This is a genomic window from Pseudomonas sp. NPDC088322, assembly GCF_044740745.1.
Taxonomy (GTDB): domain Bacteria; phylum Pseudomonadota; class Gammaproteobacteria; order Pseudomonadales; family Pseudomonadaceae; genus Aquipseudomonas; species Aquipseudomonas shirazensis.
The window spans coordinates 296,985-319,913 of record NZ_JBIURK010000006.1 but is presented as its reverse complement, the minus strand read 5'-3'; the positions used below and the strand labels follow the sequence as shown (position 1 = coordinate 319,913).

20 protein-coding genes are annotated in these 22,929 nt (G+C 60.9%); 14 read left to right on the top strand and 6 right to left on the bottom strand.

Features of this window, described 5'->3' with window-relative positions; genetic code table 11:
* Positions 1 to 8 precede the first annotated feature (8 nt).
* A complete protein-coding gene (locus ACIOAU_RS17985) occupies positions 9 to 1,499 on the bottom strand; it encodes a glycosyltransferase family 2 protein (RefSeq protein ID WP_101322043.1) in 1,491 nt (496 codons plus the stop codon).
* A 53-nt stretch (positions 1,500 to 1,552) separates the two neighbouring features.
* Positions 1,553 to 2,869 (bottom strand): nucleotide sugar dehydrogenase, encoded by a 1,317-nt coding sequence (locus tag ACIOAU_RS17980; protein WP_401183682.1) that lies wholly within the window; start codon positions 2,867 to 2,869, stop codon positions 1,553 to 1,555.
* Positions 2,870 to 4,394: 1,525 nt separating this feature from the next.
* On the opposite strand from ACIOAU_RS17980, the gene ACIOAU_RS17975 reads away from it, so the two are divergent.
* From ACIOAU_RS17975 to ACIOAU_RS17955, 5 genes are all read left to right on the top strand, one after another.
* Positions 4,395 to 5,180: a hypothetical protein gene (locus ACIOAU_RS17975; protein WP_259075921.1), complete on the top strand. Its 786-nt coding sequence runs from the start codon at positions 4,395 to 4,397 to the stop codon at positions 5,178 to 5,180.
* Positions 5,177 to 5,845, top strand: coding sequence for an ABC transporter ATP-binding protein (locus tag ACIOAU_RS17970; RefSeq protein ID WP_259075923.1), 669 nt, complete (start codon positions 5,177 to 5,179; stop codon positions 5,843 to 5,845). The genes ACIOAU_RS17975 and ACIOAU_RS17970 overlap by 4 nt, the downstream gene beginning before the upstream one ends.
* Entirely contained in the window at positions 5,835 to 7,013 is a 1,179-nt protein-coding gene (locus ACIOAU_RS17965; RefSeq protein WP_259075925.1) for an ABC transporter permease, read from the top strand. Before ACIOAU_RS17970 ends, ACIOAU_RS17965 begins: the two co-directional genes overlap by 11 nt.
* A 4-nt stretch (positions 7,014 to 7,017) precedes the next feature.
* Positions 7,018 to 8,463 (top strand): TolC family protein, encoded by a 1,446-nt coding sequence (locus ACIOAU_RS17960; protein WP_401183677.1) that lies wholly within the window; start codon positions 7,018 to 7,020, stop codon positions 8,461 to 8,463.
* Positions 8,464 to 8,539: 76 nt separating this feature from the next.
* Positions 8,540 to 9,682: an HlyD family efflux transporter periplasmic adaptor subunit gene (locus ACIOAU_RS17955; protein ID WP_188036625.1), complete on the top strand. Its 1,143-nt coding sequence runs from the start codon at positions 8,540 to 8,542 to the stop codon at positions 9,680 to 9,682.
* Between the two features lie 155 nt (positions 9,683 to 9,837).
* Here the strand turns inward: ACIOAU_RS17955 and yaaA are convergent, their stop codons facing one another.
* Positions 9,838 to 10,611, bottom strand: coding sequence for a peroxide stress protein YaaA (yaaA, locus tag ACIOAU_RS17950; protein ID WP_188036624.1), 774 nt, complete (start codon positions 10,609 to 10,611; stop codon positions 9,838 to 9,840).
* Between the two features lie 137 nt (positions 10,612 to 10,748).
* Here yaaA and ACIOAU_RS17945 point away from each other — a divergent pair, with 137 nt between their 5' ends.
* The 5 genes from ACIOAU_RS17945 to moaE all read left to right on the top strand — a co-directional run bounded on the left by ACIOAU_RS17945 (position 10,749) and on the right by moaE (position 14,853).
* The gene (locus ACIOAU_RS17945) at positions 10,749 to 11,909 is read left to right on the top strand and encodes a polysaccharide deacetylase family protein (RefSeq protein WP_401183784.1); all 1,161 of its coding nucleotides are present in this window, start codon (positions 10,749 to 10,751) and stop codon (positions 11,907 to 11,909) included.
* Between the two features lie 289 nt (positions 11,910 to 12,198).
* Entirely contained in the window at positions 12,199 to 13,593 is a 1,395-nt protein-coding gene (locus tag ACIOAU_RS17940) for a PhoH family protein (protein WP_101322034.1), read from the top strand.
* Positions 13,594 to 13,688: 95 nt separating this feature from the next.
* Positions 13,689 to 14,162, top strand: coding sequence for a cyclic pyranopterin monophosphate synthase MoaC (gene moaC / locus ACIOAU_RS17935; protein WP_101322033.1), 474 nt, complete (start codon positions 13,689 to 13,691; stop codon positions 14,160 to 14,162).
* Positions 14,159 to 14,404, top strand: coding sequence for a MoaD/ThiS family protein (locus ACIOAU_RS17930; RefSeq protein ID WP_181089681.1), 246 nt, complete (start codon positions 14,159 to 14,161; stop codon positions 14,402 to 14,404). The genes moaC and ACIOAU_RS17930 overlap by 4 nt, the downstream gene beginning before the upstream one ends.
* 2 nt (positions 14,405 to 14,406) lie before the next feature.
* On the top strand, positions 14,407 to 14,853 hold the full coding sequence (gene moaE, locus ACIOAU_RS17925; protein WP_101322031.1) for a molybdopterin synthase catalytic subunit MoaE: 447 nt from the start codon (positions 14,407 to 14,409) through the stop codon (positions 14,851 to 14,853).
* A gap of 25 nt (positions 14,854 to 14,878) precedes the next feature.
* On the opposite strand, the gene rhlB is transcribed toward moaE, so the two are convergent.
* Complete coding sequence (gene rhlB / locus ACIOAU_RS17920; RefSeq protein ID WP_101323100.1) at positions 14,879 to 16,324, bottom strand: ATP-dependent RNA helicase RhlB; 1,446 nt, start codon at positions 16,322 to 16,324, stop codon at positions 14,879 to 14,881.
* A 101-nt stretch (positions 16,325 to 16,425) separates the two neighbouring features.
* Positions 16,426 to 17,082, bottom strand: a complete 657-nt coding sequence (locus tag ACIOAU_RS17915; protein WP_101322030.1) for an alpha/beta hydrolase — start codon at positions 17,080 to 17,082, stop codon at positions 16,426 to 16,428.
* Between the two features lie 336 nt (positions 17,083 to 17,418).
* Between ACIOAU_RS17915 and ACIOAU_RS17910 the strand changes: the two genes are divergently transcribed.
* From ACIOAU_RS17910 to ACIOAU_RS17895, 4 genes are all read left to right on the top strand, one after another.
* The gene (locus ACIOAU_RS17910; protein WP_101322029.1) at positions 17,419 to 18,447 is read left to right on the top strand and encodes an amino acid ABC transporter substrate-binding protein; all 1,029 of its coding nucleotides are present in this window, start codon (positions 17,419 to 17,421) and stop codon (positions 18,445 to 18,447) included.
* 66 nt (positions 18,448 to 18,513) lie between these two features.
* The gene (locus tag ACIOAU_RS17905; protein ID WP_101322028.1) at positions 18,514 to 19,692 is read left to right on the top strand and encodes an amino acid ABC transporter permease; all 1,179 of its coding nucleotides are present in this window, start codon (positions 18,514 to 18,516) and stop codon (positions 19,690 to 19,692) included.
* A 9-nt stretch (positions 19,693 to 19,701) separates the two neighbouring features.
* Positions 19,702 to 20,799, top strand: coding sequence for an amino acid ABC transporter permease (locus tag ACIOAU_RS17900; RefSeq protein WP_401183671.1), 1,098 nt, complete (start codon positions 19,702 to 19,704; stop codon positions 20,797 to 20,799).
* A gap of 10 nt (positions 20,800 to 20,809) precedes the next feature.
* Positions 20,810 to 21,574 carry an amino acid ABC transporter ATP-binding protein gene (locus tag ACIOAU_RS17895; protein WP_103438495.1) on the top strand — a complete coding sequence of 255 codons (765 nt, stop codon included), beginning with the start codon at positions 20,810 to 20,812 and terminating at the stop codon, positions 21,572 to 21,574.
* A gap of 34 nt (positions 21,575 to 21,608) precedes the next feature.
* Here the strand turns inward: ACIOAU_RS17895 and algW are convergent, their stop codons facing one another.
* The gene (gene algW, locus ACIOAU_RS17890; RefSeq protein WP_101322025.1) at positions 21,609 to 22,769 is read right to left on the bottom strand and encodes a Do family serine endopeptidase AlgW; all 1,161 of its coding nucleotides are present in this window, start codon (positions 22,767 to 22,769) and stop codon (positions 21,609 to 21,611) included.
* Between the last annotated feature and the right edge of the window lie 160 nt (positions 22,770 to 22,929).

Here is a 22,929-nt window from a genome sequence, read left to right as displayed (position 1 = left end):
GGAGGGGCTCACACGACCATGAACAGCACAGCAACGAAGATGCTGGCCGCCGAGAAGGTCATGGTCCGCGAGGACCAGGTGTTGAACCATTGTTGAAAGCTGGCAAGGTCACGCTTGAGGGCAGTCGGCTGACGCGTCCAGGACTGCTTGTCGAGGCGGAAGAACACGTAGATCTTCATCATCGCGCCGACGATCTGGTTGTAATAAAGGATCACGGGATAGGCCGGGCCTACCTTGTGCCCCGAGCACAGCAGCATGATCGTCAGGATCAGCCGGGTGATGCCGATCCACAGCAGGTACACCAGCAGGTATGCCATGCCGAATTTCAGGCTGGCGATCACCGCCACAGTCAGCCCGAGCAGGCTGGTCCACATCGACACACGCTGGTCGAACAGCACCAGGCTGGTGAACGGGCCGAGGCGCTTCAGGCCCAAGCCAAGGGCGCGCGAGTTCTGCCGCAGGTTGTTGCCGTACCAGCGGTACATCAGTTTGCGGCTGGCCTTGAGGAAGCTCTTTTCCGGCGGGTGCTCGACCGTGTTGATCGCCGCGTCCGGTACGTAGAAGGTGTCGTAGCCAAGGCGCATCAGGCTGAACCAGCTCGACTTGTCGTCACCGGTAAGGAACTTGAAGCGGCCCAGGCGCCAGTGCATCAGTGAGTCGCTTTCGACATCGGCGATGAACTCGGGGTTGGTCACCACGCTGGCGCGGAACATCGACATGCGCCCGGTCATGGTCAGTACGCGCTTGGACAGGGCCATCGAGCACATGTTGATATGGCGCTGGGCGAAGCGCAGCTTGTGCCACTCGCTCATGATGTAGCCGCCGCGCACTTCGCAGAATTCGTTGGTGGTCAGGCCACCGACATTGGGGTACAGCTTGAACCAGGGTACGGTCTTGCGCACGATGCCGTCGCCGAGCACGGTGTCGCCGTCGATCACGGCCACTACGGCATGCTGGTCGGGCATCATCCGCGAGATGGCACGGAAGCCGAAGGCCAGGCCATCGCGCTTGCCGGTACCGGCAATACGCACGAAATCGAGGGTGACGTGCTCTGGTGGGTTGTATTTGGCCCACAGGCTTTTCACCAACAGCTCATCGCACTTTTCCACCAACGAGCAGACCACGGTGGTCGGGTAGCCGCAGTTGATCGCTTCGCGAATCACCGAGCTGTACACCTGCGCGGTGGTCAGCGCATCGATGCGAAAGCTGGTGACCATCAGGTACACATGCGATGGCGCGGCGTCGTCGCCCAGCTTGCGTACCTTGTTGCGCAGGTACGGATAGACGCCATACAGGAAGATCATGCCGCGGATGAAATGGGTGGCGCCCATCGAGTAACGCCAGATGCCGACCGCACCGACCAGGAAGATGAAATGCTTCGACTCGGAATCGAAGATGTCGCTGGGCAGGGCCAGGGCGATCAACATGAGCAAGCTCATGTAGAGCAGCCATCCGGCGCACTGCATCAGTACTGTCTGGAACCTATGCATGTTCGGCATCCGTCACGAAATTCAGTAGAGAGCGGGGCCTTGCGGCCCCGCGTCAGGCTGGCTTACCAGCAGATGCCTTCGGTGCGGCTGGTGCTGCAGGTGGGCTTGCTCATGAAGCCAACCAGGTCGATCACTTGCTTGCCGGCCGGCGCTTGCTGGGCAAGGGCGCGGAACTGCTCGTCACGGTTGCCGAGGATGATGATTTCGGCGTCGTTGATGACTTGCTCGAAGTTGGCGTTGAGCAGCGACGAGACGTGCGGGATCTTCGACTCGATGTACTCTTTGTTGGCGCCGTGGACACGGGCGTACTCAACGTTCTGGTCGTAGATGTTGAGCTGGTAGCCTTTGCCAATCAGGCGCTCGGCCAGTTCCACCAGCGGGCTCTCGCGCAGGTCGTCGGTGCCGGCCTTGAAGCTCAGGCCGAGCAGGGCGATCTTGCGTTTGTCGTGGCTCTCGATGATGTCGAAGGCGTTCTGCACCTGCGATTCGTTGCTGCGCATCAGCGAGTCGAGCAGCGGGGCACGTACGTCGAGGCTGGCAGCGCGGTAGGTGAGGGCGCGCACGTCCTTGGGCAGGCACGAGCCGCCGAAGGCGAAGCCTGGGCGCATGTAGTACTGCGACAGGTTGAGTACGGTGTCCTGGCAGACCACGTCCATCACTTCGCGGCCATCGACGCCGACCGCCTTGGCGATGTTGCCGATTTCGTTGGCGAAGGTGACCTTGGTTGCGTGCCAGACGTTGCAGGTGTACTTGATCATTTCGGCAACGGCGATGTCCTTGCGGATCACCGGCGCATCGAGCTCTTCGTACAGCGCTTGCAGGACGTCGCCGCTGGCGGTGTCGAACTCGCCGATGACAGTCATCGGTGGCTGGTCGTAGTCCTTGATCGCGGTGCTTTCACGCAGGAATTCAGGGTTGACCGCGACACCGAAGTCGACGCCGGCCTTTTTCCCCGAGCAGTCTTCCAGGATCGGGATGACCACGTTCTTGACGGTGCCAGGCAGCACGGTGCTGCGCACCACGATGGTGTGGCGGCTGGCTTTGTCACGCAGCACGTAACCGATTTCGCGGCAAACCGATTCGATGTACTCAAGGCCCAGGTCGCCGTTTTTCTTGCTTGGCGTGCCCACGCAGATCATCGACACGTCGCTGGCGCGGATGGCCTCGGCGAAGTTGGTGGTGCCACGCAGACGGCCATTGGCGATGCCCTGTTGCAGCAGTTGCTCAAGGCCCGGCTCGACGATGGGCGACTTGCCCTTGTTGATCAGGTCGATCTTGGTCTGCGACACATCCACACCAATCACTTCATGGCCCCGTGCCGACAGGCAGCCTGCACACACTGCACCCACATAACCCAAACCAAAAATGCTGATACGCATCGCTTTCACCTCAAGTGTTTATCACGCCGACTCTTCCACGGAAGTGCCGGCCGGTTTGATTAACCAGCATTAATTCGGGCGCACTTTGCCAAGGCGAGTGCACACTTCACCGAACGCAGGCATGAATAAATCCGGAGTGCACAACGGTGTGCACTCTAAGTAGGCAGTCAAAGACCGATCATTAAAAAACGTGCCCTGAAATGCAGCCGTCTTTACTGCAGCGCGCTACGTGGCGAACTGCTGTGCTTGTTCTTTCAAGTGGATAAATCCTTTGAAATCAACCACTAGGACGTTTAAGGGGCTTGCATCTCCTTCAGCTGGCAGCGCGCTTGGTGGTTACCGTGGCGTCTGCCTAAGTTCTTCGGCCGGGTAGTAGGTACCTGCCGCTTGTCATCTGTAAGTCATCTCTCACATGCAGCGATGAAGATTCGTTACGGGTCCTATGAGGGGCACCTTGGGGGCAAAGTTCCTGAACCGAAACTGACGAAATGAAAGATTTCTAAATATTTATCTAAGTGCGCATAGTTGCATGGTGATAGCACGCGACGGTTTCACCCCGGTATATAAAGGGTGAAAACCCAGCGGGATGGTTATATGCCATCACCGGAAAAATAATTGCAAAATTCGTCAAAAAATTACGAACGGTCTGCTGGCGCGGCGGCGTCGAGCTTGTCTTGTCGATTATTTGGCGCCTGATGTTTGGCGTTTAATGCCGCTCCGCCCCGTCTATCACGCGGTGCTCTGCAATGGGGCTCACATGCCGTAACAGAGCAAGACCTTACGAACCTTAAGGGTTTGAGGCTGGGTGCCGTTAGAGATGATGGATGAGCTGCAGGTGCTGGCCTGGAACGATGGAGCGTCGTGGGCAGCCTTGGATCAGAAGTCACCTTCAGCAGCCAGTGAGCAGCGCCCATCCGATGAAGGGTGCGCGCTGCCACCCAGCAGATCCGATCCACGGAGCTGCCCAATAGGGAAGAGTCAATATGAGAAATCTGATGGTAGGCATCATGGGCGCTGTATCCCTGTCCACTGTGGGGCTGGCGCATGCTGGGCCGCCTGTAGAGGTAACATTCAAAAACATGGGGTCGGCGAAAGCGACCCTGAAAATAGTTACTTCCAATGAGTCCAGCACTTACTTGGCTGCCAAGCCAAAGCCCGCTGAAGAAGTCCCTGCTGGGGCTAGCAATAACTTTACGGTACAGCGAGTAATTAGTCCTGACGTGAACGCGGCTATGGTGCGATACACGATCGGTCAGAAGACGTGTGCTTTCGGCACCACGTTTCAGATGCGCGTGTTGCCCGGGGGAATAAAAAAGCCGGAATGGACCAAAACGGCCACCCCGTCTGGGGGAGCCACCTGTACGGCGATCATTACTGCTACTGCTGCTAATTACTCATGGCGAGTTGAGTTCGTGATGAAGTAGCGTTTTACCCAACAGCGCCGCCCGCTCAGGTGTAACGAGTGGGTTGCACATGATCTGGGCGTGCGCTTAATCCAAGGCGGGCGCTCGAAATGAACAGGTGCATGATGCAAATAAAGAATAATGAATTCACCCTGAATAGCGCCAGTGAGGTACGAGTTTCCGCACGCAATACTGGTGATCAAAGCTCACCTGTAAATGGTGTGGTTGTCAGCGAAAACAGCCAGGAAACCCTATCATCACTTGCTCAGAGGCTGAGTGCAGCTGAACAACGCGCAAGTGCTCGTGACAGTCAATTAAGCCGTAAGGAACTGACCGCTTTGGCTGCATCCATCAGAGAAAAAGTGTATGGGGCAAGTTACGATCTCAACAAAGCAAAACATGATGCAGAATTACCTGGCAGCGATGACCCTCAGTGGCTTGCAAGTGCCCGGCAAGCGACGGATTTTATCAATGGTCGAAGTGAGAACCCATTCTTTGGCATGAGTGCACAGCAGTTGAGTGTTATTGCCTATGACGAAGGAGGTTCGTTCACGACTAATGAACGTCAGGCGGCGATGATTGAGTCAGGTCGGCAGTACAGTGAATGGTCAAAGTCTGTTGTTGGGAAAATGTGGAATGAGTATCAGCAGAGAGGAAAAAGTACCGAAGGTCTTAAGGAGATCTTGGCATATTACAAGGCGCTGCCAGCAATAGAGGAATCACGTTACGGCAATTATGAAGTGGAAATCATGCTTCAGCTGGACGTGCAGGAAGTTGACTGGCCAGAATTCAATACGTCTCTTCTTGATATGTTGGCCAACGAATGGAAACCCGCTAATGAACGCAAGGATGCGGCCGGCGACGAGGGCAGCGCCAAAGGTCTTGGCAACGAGGCAAGTCCCTCATGAGTCCCGCCATCTCGCTTGAACACGTCCACCATTCACTCGGCGGCGAGGTGATCCTTGGTGATGTCTCGCTGTCGATCGCTCATGGTCAATCCTGCGCCATCGTTGGCCCGTCAGGCTCTGGCAAAAGCACGCTGCTTAACCTGATCGGTCTGCTCGATGAACCCTGTCAGGGCCGTGTGCTGATCGGTGGTGAGAACATGACCGGTGCCAGCGGTGCGCAACGGGCAATGATGCGTAACCGCAGCATCGGCTTCGTCTTTCAAAGCTTCCACTTGCTGCCGCGCTTGACTGTGCTGGACAACGTTGCCTTGCCGCTTTTTTATCGCGGCATGCCTGTGCTGCGGGCCAGATGCGCCGCGCGACGGCAGCTGCAGTCGGTCGGGTTGGGGGCGCGCATGAGCCATCGGCCAGCCGAGCTTTCCGGCGGCCAGCGTCAACGCGTCGCGATCGCCCGCGCGTTGGTCGGCGAGCCGCAGTTGTTACTCGCCGATGAGCCCACCGGCAACCTTGATGGCGAAGCGGCGGCAGATGTGCTTGAGCTATTGAAAGCGCTCAATCGTGAGCGCGGTGTGACGCTGTTGCTGGTCACTCATGATCCCGCGATGGCCAGCCACATGCAGCGCTGCTTGAACGTGTGGGCAGGGCAGGTCGGCGATGCTCGCTGAACATTACGGGCCGAGCGCTTCTCAGCGGCTGGCCGAATCGATAGCAAACCTGGGCACGATGGGGCGTCGCGCCTGGCTGGGCTTGTTGGGCATTGCGGTGGGCTGCGCCGCAGTGGTGGCGTTGCTCAATGTCGGCCATAGCGCCGCCTTGCAATCTCGGCAGTTATTTCAAGGCATGGGCAGCGAGTTGCTGGTCGCCACTTTGCAGCGTGATAGCGAGACCCCGGCGATGACGGCTCAGCCGCCGCAGCTGTCAGCGGTTTCACCACTGCTGATCAGCGCAGCGCCGCTGGCGATGGCGCCGGTCGAGGTGCGTCTGGGCGCTATCAGTGAAGCGCTCATGGTCACAGGCAGTACACCGGCGTTAGCCACTGTTCTCGACCTGACCGCCGACCAGGGACGGTTGTTGTCAGAGCATGACGCCCACAGCCCTTACCTGCTGCTGGGGGCGATCGCTGCGCAGCAACTGCAGGCGTGCGTGGGCGACCAGTTGCAGCTGGGTCGCTATCTGTTCGAAGTGATCGGCATCCTTGCTCCGATTGGCTACAACCCGTTGCTGCCAGTGGCGGTCGATGACGGCTTGCTGATACCGCTGCAAGCCATGCGCCGCTTGTCATCGGCACCGCAGATCAGCGCGGTAGTGGCGCTGGCGCGCAATTCACAAAGCGTGCGCGTTGCTGCTGATGAATTGGCCGGTGATCTGCGCATGCAACTGCCCGGCGCTGAAGTCGAAGTGCAGGTACCCCAGCAGTTGCTTGATGGCATGGCCAGCCAGGCGCGTCTGTTCAGCTGGTTGTTGGCAGGCCTGGGCGCTATCGCACTGCTGGTTGGCGGCGTAGGCGTCATGAATGTAATGCTGATGAGCGTCATCGAGCGGCGGCGTGAGATCGGCGTACGCATGGCGCTCGGCGCACGGCCTGTGGATATCGCTTGGTTGTTTCTGCTCGAGGCGGTGATTCTGGCAAGTGGCGGGGCTGTGCTTGGTTCGATGGTTGGGGTACTGGCCGCCTGGTTGTTCGCTTGGCTGTCGGGCTGGGATTTTGCCCTTGATCCCTGGTCGATACCGCTGGGCGTGGTCAGTGCGCTGCTGATCGGGGTGTTCTTCGGCCTGCAGCCGGCGCTGGCTGCTGCGCGTCTGCAACCCGTGGCAGCGCTGCGTGATGAATGACCGGATGATGCGCTGCTGCCTGCTGCTGTGCCTGCTGCCTGGTATCACCGCAGCCGCCTTGCGCTCGCCTGGCCAGATCATCCCCGGGGCGGTTTCGGCCAAGGCGGTTACAGCTCGTGACCAGCTGGTGTTGAGTCTGAGCGACGCGATTGCCTTGGCCTTGCGCGACAACCGCAGTATTCGCAGTGCTTACTTGCAGCGCATTGCTGACAAGTTCGAGCTGCGCGTTGCAGTTGACCGCTACGCGCCACAACTTTCCTTCAAGGCGCAGTATCAGGCCAACCGCAATCAGGACGATCGCTATCGCCAGGCAGAGTTAACGCCCAGCGCGAGTGTGCTGACGGCTTACGGCACCCGCGTGAGTCTCGACTGGGCCTACGGCCAGACTCGGGGCAATGCAGTTGGGCCGCGTTATCGTGACGGTGCTAACCTTATGCTGATCCAGCCGCTGCTCAGAGGTGCAGGGCGTGACATAGCCATGGCACCGTTGCATCAGGCGGAACTGGCTGAGCAGGCCAATCGACTGGCCCTCAAAGATCAAGTGTCACACACCATCACCAGCATCATTGGCTTGTATCGCGACCTGTTACGTGCGCAGGAACAACTAAACATCACCGATGATGCACGGCAACGGGCCAGCCAGCTGATTGCCGTCAACCGCGAGCTGATTGACGCCGGGCGCATGGCCGCGTTCGAGATTGTTCAGGCCGAAGCAGAGCTGGCCAATCAGGAACTGGCTCTGGAGGGCAGTCGTAATAACCTGCACGCTGGCCGCCTGGCGCTGCTGCAAGCACTGGCTCTGGACCTGGACACGCCCTTGCGCGTTAGCGAAGAGGCGGAAGCCGAGCCGACCGGACTAGATCCGAGGCGGGCTTTAGCCCAGGCTGAAGCCTTGCAGCCGATCTATCTGCTGCAGTTGCTGGCCGATCAGCAGGCAGACCTCGATCTGCGCCTTGCCAAGGATCAGCAGCGCTGGGACTTGTCGTTGATCGGTGCTACCAGCCAGGCCCGTGAGCGGCCAAGTTCCGGCAAGGTCTGGGAACACTATCTGGGGTTGCAGTTGGAAATCCCAATTGCTGACTTGAGCCGGCGGCAAGGGCTGGTACGGGCCCAAGTCGCCGTTGATAGTCGACGCTTGCAACTGGCCGACGCCCGTCAGCAACTGCAGCGCGAGGTTGTCGATGGCGTGCGCGAAGTGCAGGTCAGTTGGCGCCAGTTGCAAATCGCCGGGCGAGCATTGGATCTGTCACGGCGCAAGCTCGCCATCGAACAGGAGAAGCTAGCGCTCGGCCTGTCGAGCAACTTTCAGGTGCTCAGTTTCGAGAGCGATCTGCGCGGCGCACAGAGTGCACGGCTGGACGCGCAGATCGCCTATTTGAATGCGCAGACCGCTCTTGACTTGATTCTGGGCACGACATTGGACAGCTGGGACGTGGCCATCAATGACTAGGCAGCAGGTGTTGGCAATTTCGATGCTGGTGCTTGGCTGCCTTCTGCTTAGCCCATGGCGCCCTTGGCCGGCAGAGGTGAGCGAGAATAGCGTCGGCTCATGGCTGCGGATCGAGCCGCAACTCATCGAGCAGCGCCTTGGCGTGCTCGGGCGGATTCAGGCTGTTCGTCAAGTGACCGTGGCGGCGCCGTTTGCCGGCCTGCTTCAGGCGCTGCCGATAGCGCCGGGGCAGCAGGTGGCAGCGGGAGAAATCATTGCTGTACTCGACACTGCTGAACTGGACCCGCAGCTTCGCCAAGCTGAAGCGCAGCTGCTGCAGAGCCAGCGCGCGTTGCGGCAGCTGCAAGCCTGGGCAAGCGGCTCGGAGATGGCCCAGGCCAAACGAGCGCAGGCTATGGCCAGCAGCAGCCTGGAGCTCGCGCAGGCAGCCTTGAAGCAGACGCAGCGGCTGTTCGACCGGGGTATCGTCGCCCGTCAGGAAGTGGAGGCCTTGCAGCAACAAGTGGTGATGCTGCAGCAGGACCTGCTTGATGCCAGGCAGCATCTGCGACAAACCCGTGAGCGCGGGCAAGGCGTAGATTTGCGACTGGCGAGCATTGAACTCGACGCTGCTCAAGCGCGCCAGCGCGAGTTGGCGGCGTTACGTAACCAGCGCGAGGTACGCGCGCCGTTCAGTGGGCTGCTGGTGCCTCGGCCAAGCGAGGACCGCCAACTTGCGCTGCAAGTCGGCCAGTTGGCCAGTCAAGGCACGCCGCTGTTTGTGCTGGTCGATCTGAGCCAGTTACAGGTGCGCGCCGCACTGGAGCAAAGCGATCTGCACAAGGTTCACGAGGGGATGTTCGTGCAGGTAAGCGGGGAGGGGTTTGCTGGGCACACGCTCAACGGCCGGGTCGTCGCGGTTGGTCAGCAGGCCAGGACCGAGGATGGGCAGGGCGCCTGGTTCGATTTGTTGATTGCTCTGGATACTCAGCCAGACCCGGTCGCGCTGGGCGTTCGGCTGGGGATGAGCGCGCAGGTGACCGTGTTGCTGTACAGCAATGAGCAAGCGCTGGCGGTGCCTGCAGCGGCGCTGCGTACTGACGACGGCAGTGGCCACTACGTGCTGTATCGCGCGGACGACTATCAGCCAGGGCGCAATGTTGTCGTCACTCCTCTTCGCGCAGTGCCGCAAGGCGTCGAAGTTCAAGGGCTGGAGGCGGGTTGGGTCTGGGTGGAGTAAGACGCTGGCGGTCAGCACCTCCATTGGCGTGTAGGAGCGGCCTTGCCGGAACGCCGGACCGGTCGGAAAGGCGCGCGTAGTGTGCCCTCATTTTCAGCTTCGCCGCCGACATCGCCGGGCCCGCTTTGCGGGCCTTTCGCGACACAAGGCCGCTCCTACAGGTGATCCCGCAGAAACACCAGCTGATCCGGCTTCGACTGCTCAACACTGTAGTAGTACCCCTGCACATCGAACTGCTTGAGCTGCTCCGGATCGGCGATTCGCTCCTGGATCACGAACCGGCTCATCATCCCACGGGCTTTCTTGGCGTAGAAGCTGATGATCTTGTACTGGCCGTTCTTCCAGTCCTTGAAATCGACACTGATGATCCGTGCCTTGAGCGCGCTGCGTTTGACCGCACTGAAGTACTCGTTACTGGCCAGGTTGAGCAGCACGTCGTCGCCTTGCTCGGCCAGTGCCTGGTTCAGCCATTCGCTGATGCGCGTGTCCCAGAAGGCGTACAGGTCCTTGCCGCGTGGGTTGGCCAGCTTGGTGCCCATCTCCAGGCGGTAGGGTTGCATCAGGTCGAGTGGACGCAGCAGGCCGTACAGGCCGGAGAGCATGCGCAGGTGATCCTGGGCGTAGCTGAAGTCGTCTTCACTGAGGCTTTCGGCGTCGAGCCCGGTGTATACGTCACCTTTGAACGCGAGCAGCGCTTGTTTGGCATTGTCTGGGGTGAAGTCTGCGCTCCAGCTGCCAAAGCGTGCGGCGTTGAGGCCGGCCAGTTTGTCCGAGAGGTGCATCAGCTCGCTGATCTGTGCCGGGCTCAGGTCGCGCAGTTGGCTGATCAGCGCCTGCGAGTGATCCAGATACTGCGGCAGGGTGAAACGCTCGGTCACCGGCGGGGTGTCGTAGTCGAGGGTTTTGGCGGGGGAAATCACCGTCAGCATCGGGTCGGCTCCTGAAATCGAATGGGGCCGATTCTACGGGCTGAACCGGGCAAGTCCAAACTATGCCGACGATAGTCACAGAACATCGACGAGGGTCGCGCTATAGTGCCGGCCAGGATGAAATGGAGAATCTGATCGTGCGCATTGCCTTGGCCGTGCTGGCCAGTGTGTTGAGCCTGGCCGTGCAAGCCGCCCCGGTCGTCCCGGCCAGCTTTGATCGCAGCCTGTGGCCTGAGCAACTGGACAGCCCGGTGCTGTTCGATGTGGCGTCGCGGGCCGAGATCCTGTCGTTTGCCCAAGTGCTGCAGGAGAGCGAAATGCTCGACGAGCCGGCGCTGGCGGCGCGGCTGCAGCTCAGGCAGGTCAACCTGCCGGTAGTGCGTGCGGTGCGGGCGCGGATGTGGCAGCGGCTGTGGCAGAACTACCAGCAGGCGCAGCGCAGTTGCGAGCAGGATGCGTCGTTCTGCTATCCGCTCGAGTCGATGGCCGAATTGCGCACCCGGGCGGCCACCTTCAATGCCGATGTCGGCGAGTTCTATGTCGGCTGGACCGAACCCAGCCATAGCTTCCATCGGCGCTACCTGGATGAACAGCTGCGCAAGGCGGCGCTGTTCCCGCAGACCAGCAGCGAGATCGAACGGCTGTCCAGCCGCGAGCGCAACGGCGATGAACTGAATGACCGGATGTTCCTGCTGACCTTTGTTGGCGGACCAGGCGGGCAGGGCAGCAGCACCGACAACCTGGCCGATTACCTGCGCCGGCAGAAACTCAACGCCACCTTCTTCGTCCTTGGCAGCCGTCTGCAGCAGCGCCGCGACAGCGGCGCTGGCCGATTGCAGGACGTGTACCGCAAGCAGTGCGTCGGCATCCAGGGCTGGGAGTATCGCTCCCACGCGCAATGGCAGGGTTGGCAGGATTCGCTGCGGCGCAGCCAGGCGTGGGTGCAGGCCGAGTTGCCCGAGCAGTACGTGCCGCTGTTCCGTCCGCCCTATGGCCAGCGGCGCAGCGATGGTGAGGCGTTCATGGCCAGCGAAGGGCTGCAGGTGTCGTTGTGGGATATCGACGCAATGGACGATGGCGCACTGACCGCCGAGGCATCAGCCCAGCGTGTGGTGACGCTGATGCTGTTGTGGCGCAAGGGCGTTATCCAGTTTCATGACAACCAGAGCAAGGCTCAGCCGGCGCTGGAGTGGCTGCTGCAGCACACGGTGCAGAGCGGTATCGGTTGGCAGGACTGCAAGGAATACGGGCGCGGCGCAGACGCTGGCGCAACGGCGCAGAGCGGCGTAGGCGGGTGATGGCGATTGAGCTTGATATATGACTCTAGACCCATGCCGGGGCTTCGCCAAGGTCGGATCGTCATTCGGAAAAATAAACTTCATCAACACGTAAAAAAGCTTTTTTTGTTCATCGTTTTTGCGGTATGAAAGAACCAGACAGCCGATTCCTGCAGCACAGGTGGCGTCATCCAGACCCTCCTTTGCCAGGTGAGCCCCCCGCCCGTAACAACGCGGATACGGGGAGAACGGCGTCACTCTGCGACGCAGCCAGAATGCGTCGCGCGGTTCTGACATAAGGTGCCCGAGTATGGATGACCATGGACGCAACCCTTCCTCCAGCAAGCCAATCCTGTATGTGCTCGATACCAACGTCCTGATCCACGATCCCAACGCCCTGCTCAACTTCGAGGAGCACCACGTCGCTATCCCGATGACGGTGCTGGAGGAACTCGACAAGCTCAAGACGGGCACAAAGACCATCGCCGCCGACTGCCGCCAGGCCATTCGCCTGATCGACCAGACCCTTGCCGACGCGTCACCCAATGACGTCGAACAGGGCGTGCCGATCCAGCGTGGCAAGAGCGGACCAAAAGGCTTCCTGTCGATCCTGATGGGCCCGCGCAGCGAGCCCAATCGCCTGCTGCCGGAAAACCTCGCTGACAACATCATCATCAACCAGTTGCTGGAACTGCGCGCCAAACGTGCGGATCTGGACGTGGTGCTGGTCACCAAAGACATCAACATGCGCCTCAAGGCGCGCGCCTGCGGCATTGCCGCCGAGGACTACAGCACCGACCAACTGGTTGACGACGTATCGCTGTTGTCCAAGGGCTATCACTCGGTCAGCGGTTCCTTCTGGGACCGCGTCAACAAGGTCGACACGCGTCAGGAGCGCGGCCGTACCTGGCACCGGGTACAACTGACCGACCCGTTGCCGTCGGTGCACGTCAACGAGTTCATCATCGACGAGCAAGGCTTTGTCGGCTGGGTCAAAGGCATCCGCGAGGGCGAACTGCTGTTGCTCGACCTGCACCAGGAGCCGCTGTTGCACCAGGAAGCCTGGGGCCTGAAACCGCGTGACATCCACCAGAGCCTGGCGCTGTTCGCCTTGCTCGATCCGGATATCCATCTGGTCAACCTGACCGGCGCAGCGGGTTCGGGCAAGACCATCCTGGCGTTGGCGGCAGCCATCGAACAAACCATGGTCAGCAAACGCTACCGGCGCATCATCGCCACCCGCAGCGTGCAGGGGCTGGACCAGGAGATCGGCTTCCTGCCCGGTACCGAGGCGGAGAAGATGGAGCCTTGGCTGGGCGCTATCACCGACAACCTCGAAGCCCTGCACATGGACGACGAGAGTACCCACGGCAGTGTCGAGTACATCCTTGAACGGGTACCGCTGCAGTTCAAATCGCTGAACTACATCCGCGGTCGCAGTTTCCAGCAGAGCCTGATCCTGATCGATGAATGCCAGAACCTCACCCCGCACCAGATGAAAACCATCATCACCCGTGCCGGTGCTGGCTCCAAGGTGGTCTGCCTGGGCAACCTGGCGCAGATCGACACCCCTTACCTGTCCGCAACCAGCTCGGGCCTGACCTACCTGACCGAGCGCTTCAAGGACTTCCCCCACGGCGTGCACATCACCCTGCAGGGTGTTCCGCGCTCGGTGCTCGCCGAGTACGCCGAGTCGCATATGTAAACCATCTGGCCGGGCGGTTCGCCGCCTGGTTATTTTCGCTGCGAAATGCTGACTTGCAGGTTTACACTCTCTGCTCCCTTCACAGGAGCAGAGCAGTGCTGACTCATCTCGATTCCCAGGGGCGCGCCAATATGGTCGACGTCACTGAAAAAGCCGTGACCCAGCGCGAGGCAGTGGCCGAGGCGCGGGTACGCATGTTGCCGCAGACCCTGCAAATGATCGTCGACGGTGATCACCCCAAGGGTGATGTGTTCGCCGTGGCGCGTATTGCCGGTATCCAGGCGGCGAAAAAGACCAGTGACCTGATCCCGCTGTGCCACCCGCTGATGCTCACCAGCGTCAAGGTCGAGCTCACAGCCGATGGCGTTGATGGCGTGCGTATCGTTGCCCGCTGCAAGCTCGCCGGGCAGACCGGAGTGGAGATGGAAGCACTGACGGCTGCCAGCGTCGCCGCGCTGACCATCTACGACATGTGCAAAGCCGTCGACAAAGGCATGGTCATCGAACAGGTACGCCTGCTGGAGAAGGTCGGTGGCAAGAGCGGCGACTTCAAGGCGGCCGCGCAATGAGCGTCGAGGTGGTGTACTTCGCCCGTTACCGTGAGCTGCTTGGGCGCGACGGTGAGCGCCTGGAGGGTGACTTCGGATCTGTCGAAGCAGTCCGCCAGGCACTGCTTGGCAAAGGCCCGGAGTATGCCGTGCTCGCCGAACAGAATCTGATGTGCGCGCGCAACCAGGACCTTTGCCGTTTGGCTGAACCACTGGCAGATGGCGACGAAGTTGCATTTTTCCCACCGGTGACCGGAGGCTGAACATGGCCGTACGAGTGCAGCAACAGGCGTTCGATCCCGGCGCCGAGGTCAATGCCATGCACGCGGCAAATGCCGGCGTGGGTGCGGTGGTGAGTTTTGTCGGCTATGTGCGCGACTTCAACGATGGCCGCGAAGTGGCGGGGATGTTTCTCGAGCACGCCCCCGGCATGACCGAAAAGGCCCTGACCAAGATCATCGTCGAAGCCGAGCAGCGTTGGCCGTTGCTCAAGGTCGAGGTGCTGCACCGTATAGGGACGCTTCAGCCCGGCGAGCCGATAGTTTTCGTCGGCGTTGCCAGCGCGCACCGTCAGGCCGCCTTCGATGGCTGCAACTTCATCATGGATTACCTGAAAACCCGCGCGCCGTTCTGGAAGAAAGAAACCACCGAAGACGGACCACGCTGGGTCGAGGGCAGGCACAGCGATCAGCAGGCTGCCGAACGCTGGTAGTTCGGCAGAGCCTGCGATCGGACTATCAGTGCGCCTTGCGCGGCACCGCCTGAAGCAGTTCGTCAGGCGGCATTTCGCACTTGATCTTGCGACCCAGCAGGGCTTCGATGCCCGGCAACTGATACGAGTCGTCTTCACCCGCAAAACTGATCGAGATGCCAGCGGCGCCAGCGCGACCGGTGCGGCCGATGCGGTGCACGTAGTCGTCCGGATCTTCCGGCAGGGTGAAGTTGATCACGTGGCTGATGCCATCGATGTGAATCCCGCGTCCGGCAACGTCGGTAGCGACCAGCACGGTGACGCGCCCTTCGCGGAAATTCTCCAGAGTACGAATACGCTTGTGCTGCGGTACATCGCCGGACAGCTGAGCGGCGTTGATGCCATCGCGCACCAGGCGCTCTTCGATACGCCGCACTTCGTCCTTGCGGTTGGCAAAGACCATCACCCGTTCCCACTTCTGCTGGGTGATCAGGTTGTACAGCAGCTTGTACTTGTCGCTGCCGGCAACGGCGTAGACGTGCTGCTCGACAGTTTCGCTGGCGACGTTTTCCGGCTCGATCTCGACGATCGCCGGGTTGGTGGTCCACTGCTTGGCCAGGTTCATCACGTCGTCGGTGAAGGTCGCCGAGAACAGCAGCGTCTGCCGTTCGCTCTTCGGCGGGGTCTGGCGGATGATCTGCCGGACCTGAGGGATGAAGCCCATGTCGAGCATACGGTCAGCTTCATCGAGCACCATCACTTCGACCATGTCCAGGTGCACTTCGCCGCGCTGGTGGAAGTCCAGCAGGCGGCCCGGGGTGGCCACCAGAATGTCGCAGTGACGGGCTTCAAGCGCTTTGAGCTGCTTGTCGAAGTCCATGCCGCCAACAAAGGTCATGACGTTGAGGCCGCTGTACTTGGTCAGGTCGGCGGCGTCCTTGGCGATCTGCACCACCAGCTCGCGGGTCGGCGCGATGATCAGCGCACGCGGCTCGCCCATGTAGCGCTCTTTCGGCGGCGGCGTCTGCTGCAGCTGGGAAATGATCGAAATCAGAAACGCGGCCGTCTTGCCGGTACCGGTCTGGGCCCGGCCGATGGCGTCCTGACCGCGCAGGGTATAACCCAGAACCTGGGCCTGGATCGGCGTGCAGTACGGGAAGCCGAGGTCTTGAATGGCATGCATCAGCTCGTTGCTGAGCTTGAAGTCGTGGAAGCGGGTCTTGCCTTCCTGAGCTTCGACGACGAAATCTTCCGGCTTCCACAGGCTGGCCTGTGGCTTGGGCTTGCGTTCGCGGCGAGGCTTGGCTTGCGCAGGCTTTTCGCTGCGCGGCGATACAACCGGCGCAGCAGCAACGGCAGGCTCGGGGTGAGGCTTAACCTCGGTAGCAGGCGGTAGAACCGCAGGTGCGGGTGCTGTCTCAGTGGCTTGGGGAGCAGCTGTTTGCGCTGCGGCGTCTCCCTTGCCGAATATCTTTTTCAGTGCCTTCAGCACGGTCATCTCGTTATTTGATTGAGGAATATACGCCGGCCAGTGTAATGCAAGATTCGGGCGCGGCGTAGGAGAATGCACCGGCAGCTGCCTGCCGGCCGGGTTCAACGCAGCCGTTCGCTGAGCCAGTCGTGGATATCAGCAAGCTCGGCCACGGCCACTTCATGCTCCATCGGGTACTCCTGCCAGCGCGCGGCGACGTTCCATTGGCTCAGGTACTCGAAGGCGGTGCGGCCCATCGACGGGATCACCACCGGGTCATGGATGCCGTGCAGGCACAGTGCAGGAGTGCGCTCCTGGCAGGCACTGAGTTGGTGCTCGGCACTGAAGGTCGGCGCGTAGGTCGACAGGGCAATGACCCCGCCGAGCGCTTCCTGCCACTTTATATAGGCAGTGTGCAGCACCACCGCGCCGCCCTGGGAAAACCCGGCGAGGATGATCCGCGCCAAGCTGATGCCTTTGGCCTGCTCGGCCTTGATCAACTGGATGATCTGCTCGGCCGACTCGTCCAACTGCGCTTCATCGATGGCGCGCGCCGGGGTCATCGCCTTGATGTCGTACCAGCTGGGCATGGCGTAGCCGCCATTGATGGTGACTGGGCGGGTCGGCGCCTGGGGCATGACGAAGCGCGTGCTGAGCAAACGCTCCTGAAGAAATTCGGCCACCGGTAGGAAGTCGTAACGGTCGGCACCCAGGCCGTGCAACCAGATCACACAGGCGTCAGCGGTGGTTTGCGGTTCGATAATCAACGGGTTGGTCATAACTGCTCCGAATTTGTGCGCGTGTACGTATTAGGTGCATTAAAAAAAGGCAGGGGTAGCGAATGCCTTAACAAGATGTCGCAACTGTACAACTTTTCCTACTTGACGACCGCTTAAACGCTTAAGCCGGCAACTGTGGTACGCGCCTTGCTATGGGTCTACCGATGCGAAGGGATTGACCGGCGACGGTAACACCCCTCGTTTGGATCAAAGGCTGTCACAGAACAGCTCATTGCACCACGTGACCCAAAAACAAGCCAACAGGGGTCGGATGCGCCTCATAAGGGTGCGGTGCAATTCCGGCTCGACACAACAAGAGCGATTTGGAGGTTGTAGATGAAGATGTTGAAAACCACGCTGGCAGTCCTGACCGCTGCCGCCGCGCTGGGTGCAACCAGTTTTGCCCAGGCCGGCGCTACGCTGGATGCGGTAAAGAAAAAGGGCTTCGTCCAGTGTGGCGTGAGCGATGGCCTGCCGGGTTTCTCGGTACCTGACGCCAAGGGCAACATTGTCGGCATCGACGCCGATGTGTGCCGTGCGGTAGCCGCTGCAGTGTTCGGCGATGCCACCAAGGTCAAGTTCAGCCAGCTCAACGCCAAGGAGCGCTTCACTGCGCTGCAGTCCGGCGAAGTCGATGTACTCTCGCGCAACACCACCTGGACCAGCTCGCGTGATGCTGGCATGGGCCTGGTCTTCGCTGGCGTGACCTACTACGACGGCATCGGCTTCCTGGTTAACAAGAAACTTGGTGTTTCCAGCGCCAAGGAGCTCGACGGCGCGACCGTCTGCATCCAGGCAGGCACCACCACCGAACTGAACGTCTCCGACTACTTCCGCGCCAATGGCCTGAAGTACACCCCGATCACCTTCGACACCTCCGACGAGAGCGCCAAGTCGCTGGAATCGGGCCGCTGCGATGTGCTCACCTCGGACAAGTCGCAGCTCTACGCACAACGCTCCAAGCTGGCAGCACCGACCGACTACGTAGTACTCCCGGAGACCATCTCCAAGGAGCCACTGGGCCCTGTCGTGCGTAAAGGTGATGAAGAGTGGTTCAGCATCGTCAAGTGGACCCTGTTCGCCATGCTCAATGCCGAAGAAGCCGGCCTCACCTCGAAAAACGTCGAGGCTGAAGCCAAATCCGGCAAGAACCCGGACAACGCCCGCCTGCTCGGCGCTGACGGCGAATACGGCAAAGACCTCAAGTTGCCCAAGGACTGGGTGGTACAGATCGTCAAGCAAGTGGGTAACTACGGCGAAGTGTTCGAGAAGAACCTTGGCAAGAGCACCCCGCTGCAGATCGATCGTGGCCTGAATGCCCTGTGGAACAACGGCGGCATCCAGTACGCACCTCCGGTGCGCTGATGGCTGCACCTGCGGCGGCATCCTGCCGCCGCAGGCTGTTCTGATCCCTTTTTTCCGGGGCACTTCATGCAAAATCAAATCGGCGCACCCAAGGGCTTTTCCCTTAGTGATCCACGTGTGCGCGCGTGGCTGTTCCAGATCCTCACGGTGGTCTGCGTGGTCGGTCTGGGCTGGTACCTGATCCACAACACCCAAACCAACATGCAGCACCGGGGCATCACCTCGGGCTTCGACTTTCTCGAGCGCAGTGCTGGCTTCGGCATTGCCCAGCACCTGATCGACTACACCGAAGCGGACACCTACTCGCGGGTGCTGCTGGTCGGCCTGCTCAACACCTTGCTGGCGAGTGTCATCGGTATCGTCCTGGCGACCTTGATCGGCTTTACCGTGGGGGTCGGCCGCCTGTCCTCCAACTGGGTGGTCTACAAGCTGGCCACGGTCTACGTCGAGACCTTCCGCAACATCCCGCCACTGCTGCAGATCCTGTTCTGGTACTTCGCGGTGTTCACCGCGTTGCCTGGGCCGCGCGGCAGCATCAATATCGATGACCTGTTCTTTATCAGTAGCCGCGGCGTGAACATGCCGGGCGCGTCGATGGCCGATGGCTTCTGGCCGTTTGTGGTTTCGCTGGTGGTCGCCATTGTCGCGGTGGTGCTGATGGTGCGCCAGGCCAACAAGCGCTTCGAGCTAACCGGGCAACCGTTCCACAAGTTCTGGGTCGGCCTGGCGCTGATGGTCGGCATTCCGGCCATGTGCGTGCTGCTGTTCGGCAACCCGCTGCAGTGGGAAGTGCCGCAGCTCAAAGGCTTCAACTTTGCCGGTGGCTGGGTGCTGATCCCCGAGTTCATGGCACTGACCCTGGCGCTATCGATCTATACCGCTGCGTTTATTGCCGAAATCGTGCGTGCCGGCATCCGCTCGGTCAGCCACGGCCAGACCGAAGCCGCCCGTTCGCTGGGGCTGCGCGAAGGCCCGACGTTGCGCAAGGTGATCATTCCCCAGGCGCTGCGGGTGATCATTCCACCGTTGACCAGCCAGTACCTCAACCTGACCAAGAACTCCTCACTGGCAGCCGTTATCGGCTACCCGGAACTGGTCTCGCTGTTTGCCGGCACCGTACTCAACCAGACCGGCCAGTCGGTCGAGGTCATGGCGATCACCATGGCGGTTTATCTGACGATCAGCATCAGCATCTCGTTGCTGATGAACTGGTACAACAAGCGCATTGCGCTGATCGAGCGGTAGGAGTCGCGCATGAACGCCCATGTTTTCAAACCTGATATGCCACCACCGGTGAAAACCGTTGGTGTGGTGGCCTGGATGCGCGCCAACCTGTTCTCCAGCTGGATCAACACGCTGCTGACCTTCTTTGCCATCTACCTGATCTGGCTGGCCGTGCCGCCGCTGCTGCAGTGGGCGTTCATCGACGCCAACTGGACCGGCAATACCCGCGCCGACTGCACCAAGGAGGGCGCCTGCTGGGTGTTTGTCCAGCAGCGCTTCGGCCAGTTCATGTATGGCTATTACCCGAGCGATCTGCGCTGGCGCGTCGACCTGACCGTGTGGCTGGGCGTGATCGGCGCTGCGCCGCTGTTCATCCGTCGCTTCCCGCGCAAGGTGGCCTACGGCATTGGCTACCTGCTGGTCTACCCGACCGTGGCGTACTTCCTGCTGCATGGCGGCAGCTTTGGCCTGAGCCAGGTACCGACCTCGCAGTGGGGCGGGCTGATGCTGACCCTGGTGATCGCTACCGTCGGTATCGCCGCGGCATTGCCGTTGGGGATTCTGCTGGCACTTGGGCGGCGCTCGCGGATGCCGGTGATCAAGTCGGTGTCGGTGACCTTCATCGAGTTCTGGCGCGGTATTCCGCTGATCACCGTGCTGTTCATGTCTTCGGTGATGCTGCCGTTGTTCATGCCGGAAGGCATGAGCTTCGACAAGCTGCTGCGGGCGATGATCTTCGTCATCCTGTTCGAGTCGGCGTACATCGCCGAGGTGGTACGGGGTGGCTTGCAGGCCATCCCCAAAGGCCAGTACGAAGCCGCGTCGGCGATGGGCCTGGGTTACTGGCGCTCGATGGGCCTGGTGATCCTGCCGCAGGCCTTGAAGCTGGTCATCCCGGGCATCGTCAACACCTTCATTGCCCTGTTCAAGGACACCAGCCTGGTAATCATCATCGGCCTGTTCGACCTGCTCAACAGCGTGCGCCAAGCCACGGCAGACCCGGCCTGGTTGGGTATGGCGACCGAGGGCTACGTGTTTGCCGCCCTGGTTTACTGGATTTTCTGTTTCGGTATGTCCCGCTACTCCATGCACCTGGAGCGCAAGCTGGACACTGGCCACAAGCGTTAGGAGTTTCAAAATGAGTGAAGCGATCAAGCAGCCTGCCGGCCCCGAAGGCATCATCCAGATGCAGGGCGTGAACAAGTGGTACGGCCAGTTCCATGTGCTCAAGGACATCAACCTGAACGTGCGTCAGGGCGAGCGGATCGTCTTGTGCGGGCCGTCCGGCTCAGGCAAGTCGACCACCATTCGTTGCCTCAACCGGCTCGAGGAGCATCAGCAAGGGCGCATCGTCGTTGACGGCGTCGAGCTGACCAACGACCTCAAGCAGATCGAAGCGATCCGCCGCGAAGTCGGCATGGTGTTTCAGCACTTCAACCTGTTCCCGCACCTGACCATTCTCGAGAACTGCACCCTGGCGCCGATGTGGGTGCGCAAGATGCCCAAGCGCAAGGCCGAGGAAATCGCCATGCACTATCTGGAGCGCGTGCGCATCCCGGAGCAGGCGCACAAGTTCCCTGGGCAGTTGTCGGGTGGTCAGCAGCAGCGAGTGGCAATTGCCCGAGCGCTGTGCATGAAGCCGAAGATCATGCTTTTCGATGAGCCGACCTCGGCGCTCGACCCGGAGATGGTCAAGGAGGTGCTCGACACCATGGTGGGCCTGGCCGAAGACGGCATGACCATGCTCTGCGTGACCCACGAGATGGGCTTTGCCCGCACCGTGGCCAACCGGGTGATCTTCATGGACAAGGGCGAGATCGTAGAGCAGGCGGCGCCGGATGACTTCTTCGACCGGCCGCAGAGCGACCGCACCAAGTTGTTCCTCAGCCAGATCCTGCACTGATACAAAAAGGGGCCGCGATTGCGGCCCCTTTTGTTTATTTCTCTTCGCTCGGCGCTACCGGCGCCGGCGGTGGGCGCAGGCCCACTTCGGCGATCAGCTTGAGCTGCTTGCCATTGCGCATCACCTCGATCGCCACCTTGTCGGTCGGCTTGATCCGCGCCACCTGGTTCATCGACTTGCGCCCATCGCCCGCCGGCTCGCCGTTGATGCTCAGAATCACATCACCCAATTGCAAGCCTGCGCGCTGCGCCGGGCCATCGCGGAAGATCCCCGCTACGACGATCCCTGGTTTGCCTTCGAGGCCAAACGATTCGGCCAATTCCTGGCTGAGTGGCTGCACCTCGATCCCCAGCCAGCCGCGAATCACCTGGCCGTGTTCGATGATCGACTTCATCACCTCAAGCGCCAGTTTTACCGGGATGGCGAAGCCGATACCCTGCGAACCGCCGGACTTGGAGAATATCGCCGTGTTGATACCGACCAGGTTGCCATTGGCGTCGACCAGCGCACCCCCGGAATTGCCGGGGTTGATCGCCGCATCGGTCTGGATGAAGTCTTCGTAGTTGTTCAGGCCCAGCTGGTTACGCCCGGTGGCGCTGATGATGCCCATGGTCACCGTCTGGCCAACCCCGAACGGGTTGCCGATGGCCAGCGAAACGTCGCCGATGTGGATAGTGTCGGAGCGGCCGATGGTAATCGCCGGCAGGTTCTTCAGGTCGATCTTGAGCACCGCCAGGTCGGTTTCCGGGTCGCTGCCGATCACTCGGGCCAAGGTCTCGCGGCCGTCCTTGAGGGCGACCACGATCTGGTCGGCACCGCTGGTGACGTGGTTGTTGGTCAGCAGGTAGCCTTCGGGGCTCATGATCACCGCCGAACCCAGGCTCGATTCCCAGCGCCGTTGCTTGGGCAGGTTGTCACCGAAGAAGCGGCGGAACTGCGGGTCTTCGAATAGCGGGTGGGCACTCTTGTTGACCACTTTGGTGGTGTACAGGTTGACCACCGCTGGCGCCGCCAGGGTGACGGCGTCGGCGTACGACACCGGGCCCTGCATGATCCGCGTGGTCTGCGGCGCCTGCTGCAGGTTGACGTCCTGGCTGGGCAGGCCGACCCACTCGGGAAAGCGCTGGATGACCAGCATGGCGATCAATATGCCGGTAAGCAGTGGCCAGCCAAAGTAACGCAGAACCTTGAGCATCGAATCAATCCTGGAGTAGGGCAGGGCCGTCGCAGAGCGGCCCGGGGAGGCGCGCGCGATGATACACCTGAACACGGCGCGCGGCGACGGCCACTGCGGCGCATCGTCGGCGTGCGTTTGGCGGGCGCCTGCCAGCGGTATCCGCAGCGCCGGCGACAGC

Excerpts from the sequence above, each read along its gene's own strand:
- ACIOAU_RS17985 (WP_101322043.1), bottom strand. The coding sequence starts at position 1,499 with ATGCCGAACATGCATAGGTTCCAGACAGTACTGATGCAGTGCGCCGGA.
- ACIOAU_RS17980 (WP_401183682.1), bottom strand. The coding sequence starts at position 2,869 with ATGCGTATCAGCATTTTTGGTTTGGGTTATGTGGGTGCAGTGTGTGCA.
- ACIOAU_RS17975 (WP_259075921.1), top strand. The coding sequence starts at position 4,395 with ATGATGCAAATAAAGAATAATGAATTCACCCTGAATAGCGCCAGTGAG.
- ACIOAU_RS17970 (WP_259075923.1), top strand. The coding sequence starts at position 5,177 with ATGAGTCCCGCCATCTCGCTTGAACACGTCCACCATTCACTCGGCGGC.
- ACIOAU_RS17965 (WP_259075925.1), top strand. The coding sequence starts at position 5,835 with ATGCTCGCTGAACATTACGGGCCGAGCGCTTCTCAGCGGCTGGCCGAA.
- ACIOAU_RS17960 (WP_401183677.1), top strand. The coding sequence starts at position 7,018 with ATGATGCGCTGCTGCCTGCTGCTGTGCCTGCTGCCTGGTATCACCGCA.
- yaaA (WP_188036624.1), bottom strand. The coding sequence starts at position 10,611 with ATGCTGACGGTGATTTCCCCCGCCAAAACCCTCGACTACGACACCCCG.
- ACIOAU_RS17940 (WP_101322034.1), top strand. The coding sequence starts at position 12,199 with ATGGATGACCATGGACGCAACCCTTCCTCCAGCAAGCCAATCCTGTAT.
- ACIOAU_RS17930 (WP_181089681.1), top strand. The coding sequence starts at position 14,159 with ATGAGCGTCGAGGTGGTGTACTTCGCCCGTTACCGTGAGCTGCTTGGG.
- moaE (WP_101322031.1), top strand. The coding sequence starts at position 14,407 with ATGGCCGTACGAGTGCAGCAACAGGCGTTCGATCCCGGCGCCGAGGTC.
- ACIOAU_RS17915 (WP_101322030.1), bottom strand. The coding sequence starts at position 17,082 with ATGACCAACCCGTTGATTATCGAACCGCAAACCACCGCTGACGCCTGT.
- ACIOAU_RS17910 (WP_101322029.1), top strand. The coding sequence starts at position 17,419 with ATGAAGATGTTGAAAACCACGCTGGCAGTCCTGACCGCTGCCGCCGCG.
- ACIOAU_RS17905 (WP_101322028.1), top strand. The coding sequence starts at position 18,514 with ATGCAAAATCAAATCGGCGCACCCAAGGGCTTTTCCCTTAGTGATCCA.
- ACIOAU_RS17900 (WP_401183671.1), top strand. The coding sequence starts at position 19,702 with ATGAACGCCCATGTTTTCAAACCTGATATGCCACCACCGGTGAAAACC.
- ACIOAU_RS17895 (WP_103438495.1), top strand. The coding sequence starts at position 20,810 with ATGAGTGAAGCGATCAAGCAGCCTGCCGGCCCCGAAGGCATCATCCAG.
- algW (WP_101322025.1), bottom strand. The coding sequence starts at position 22,769 with ATGCTCAAGGTTCTGCGTTACTTTGGCTGGCCACTGCTTACCGGCATA.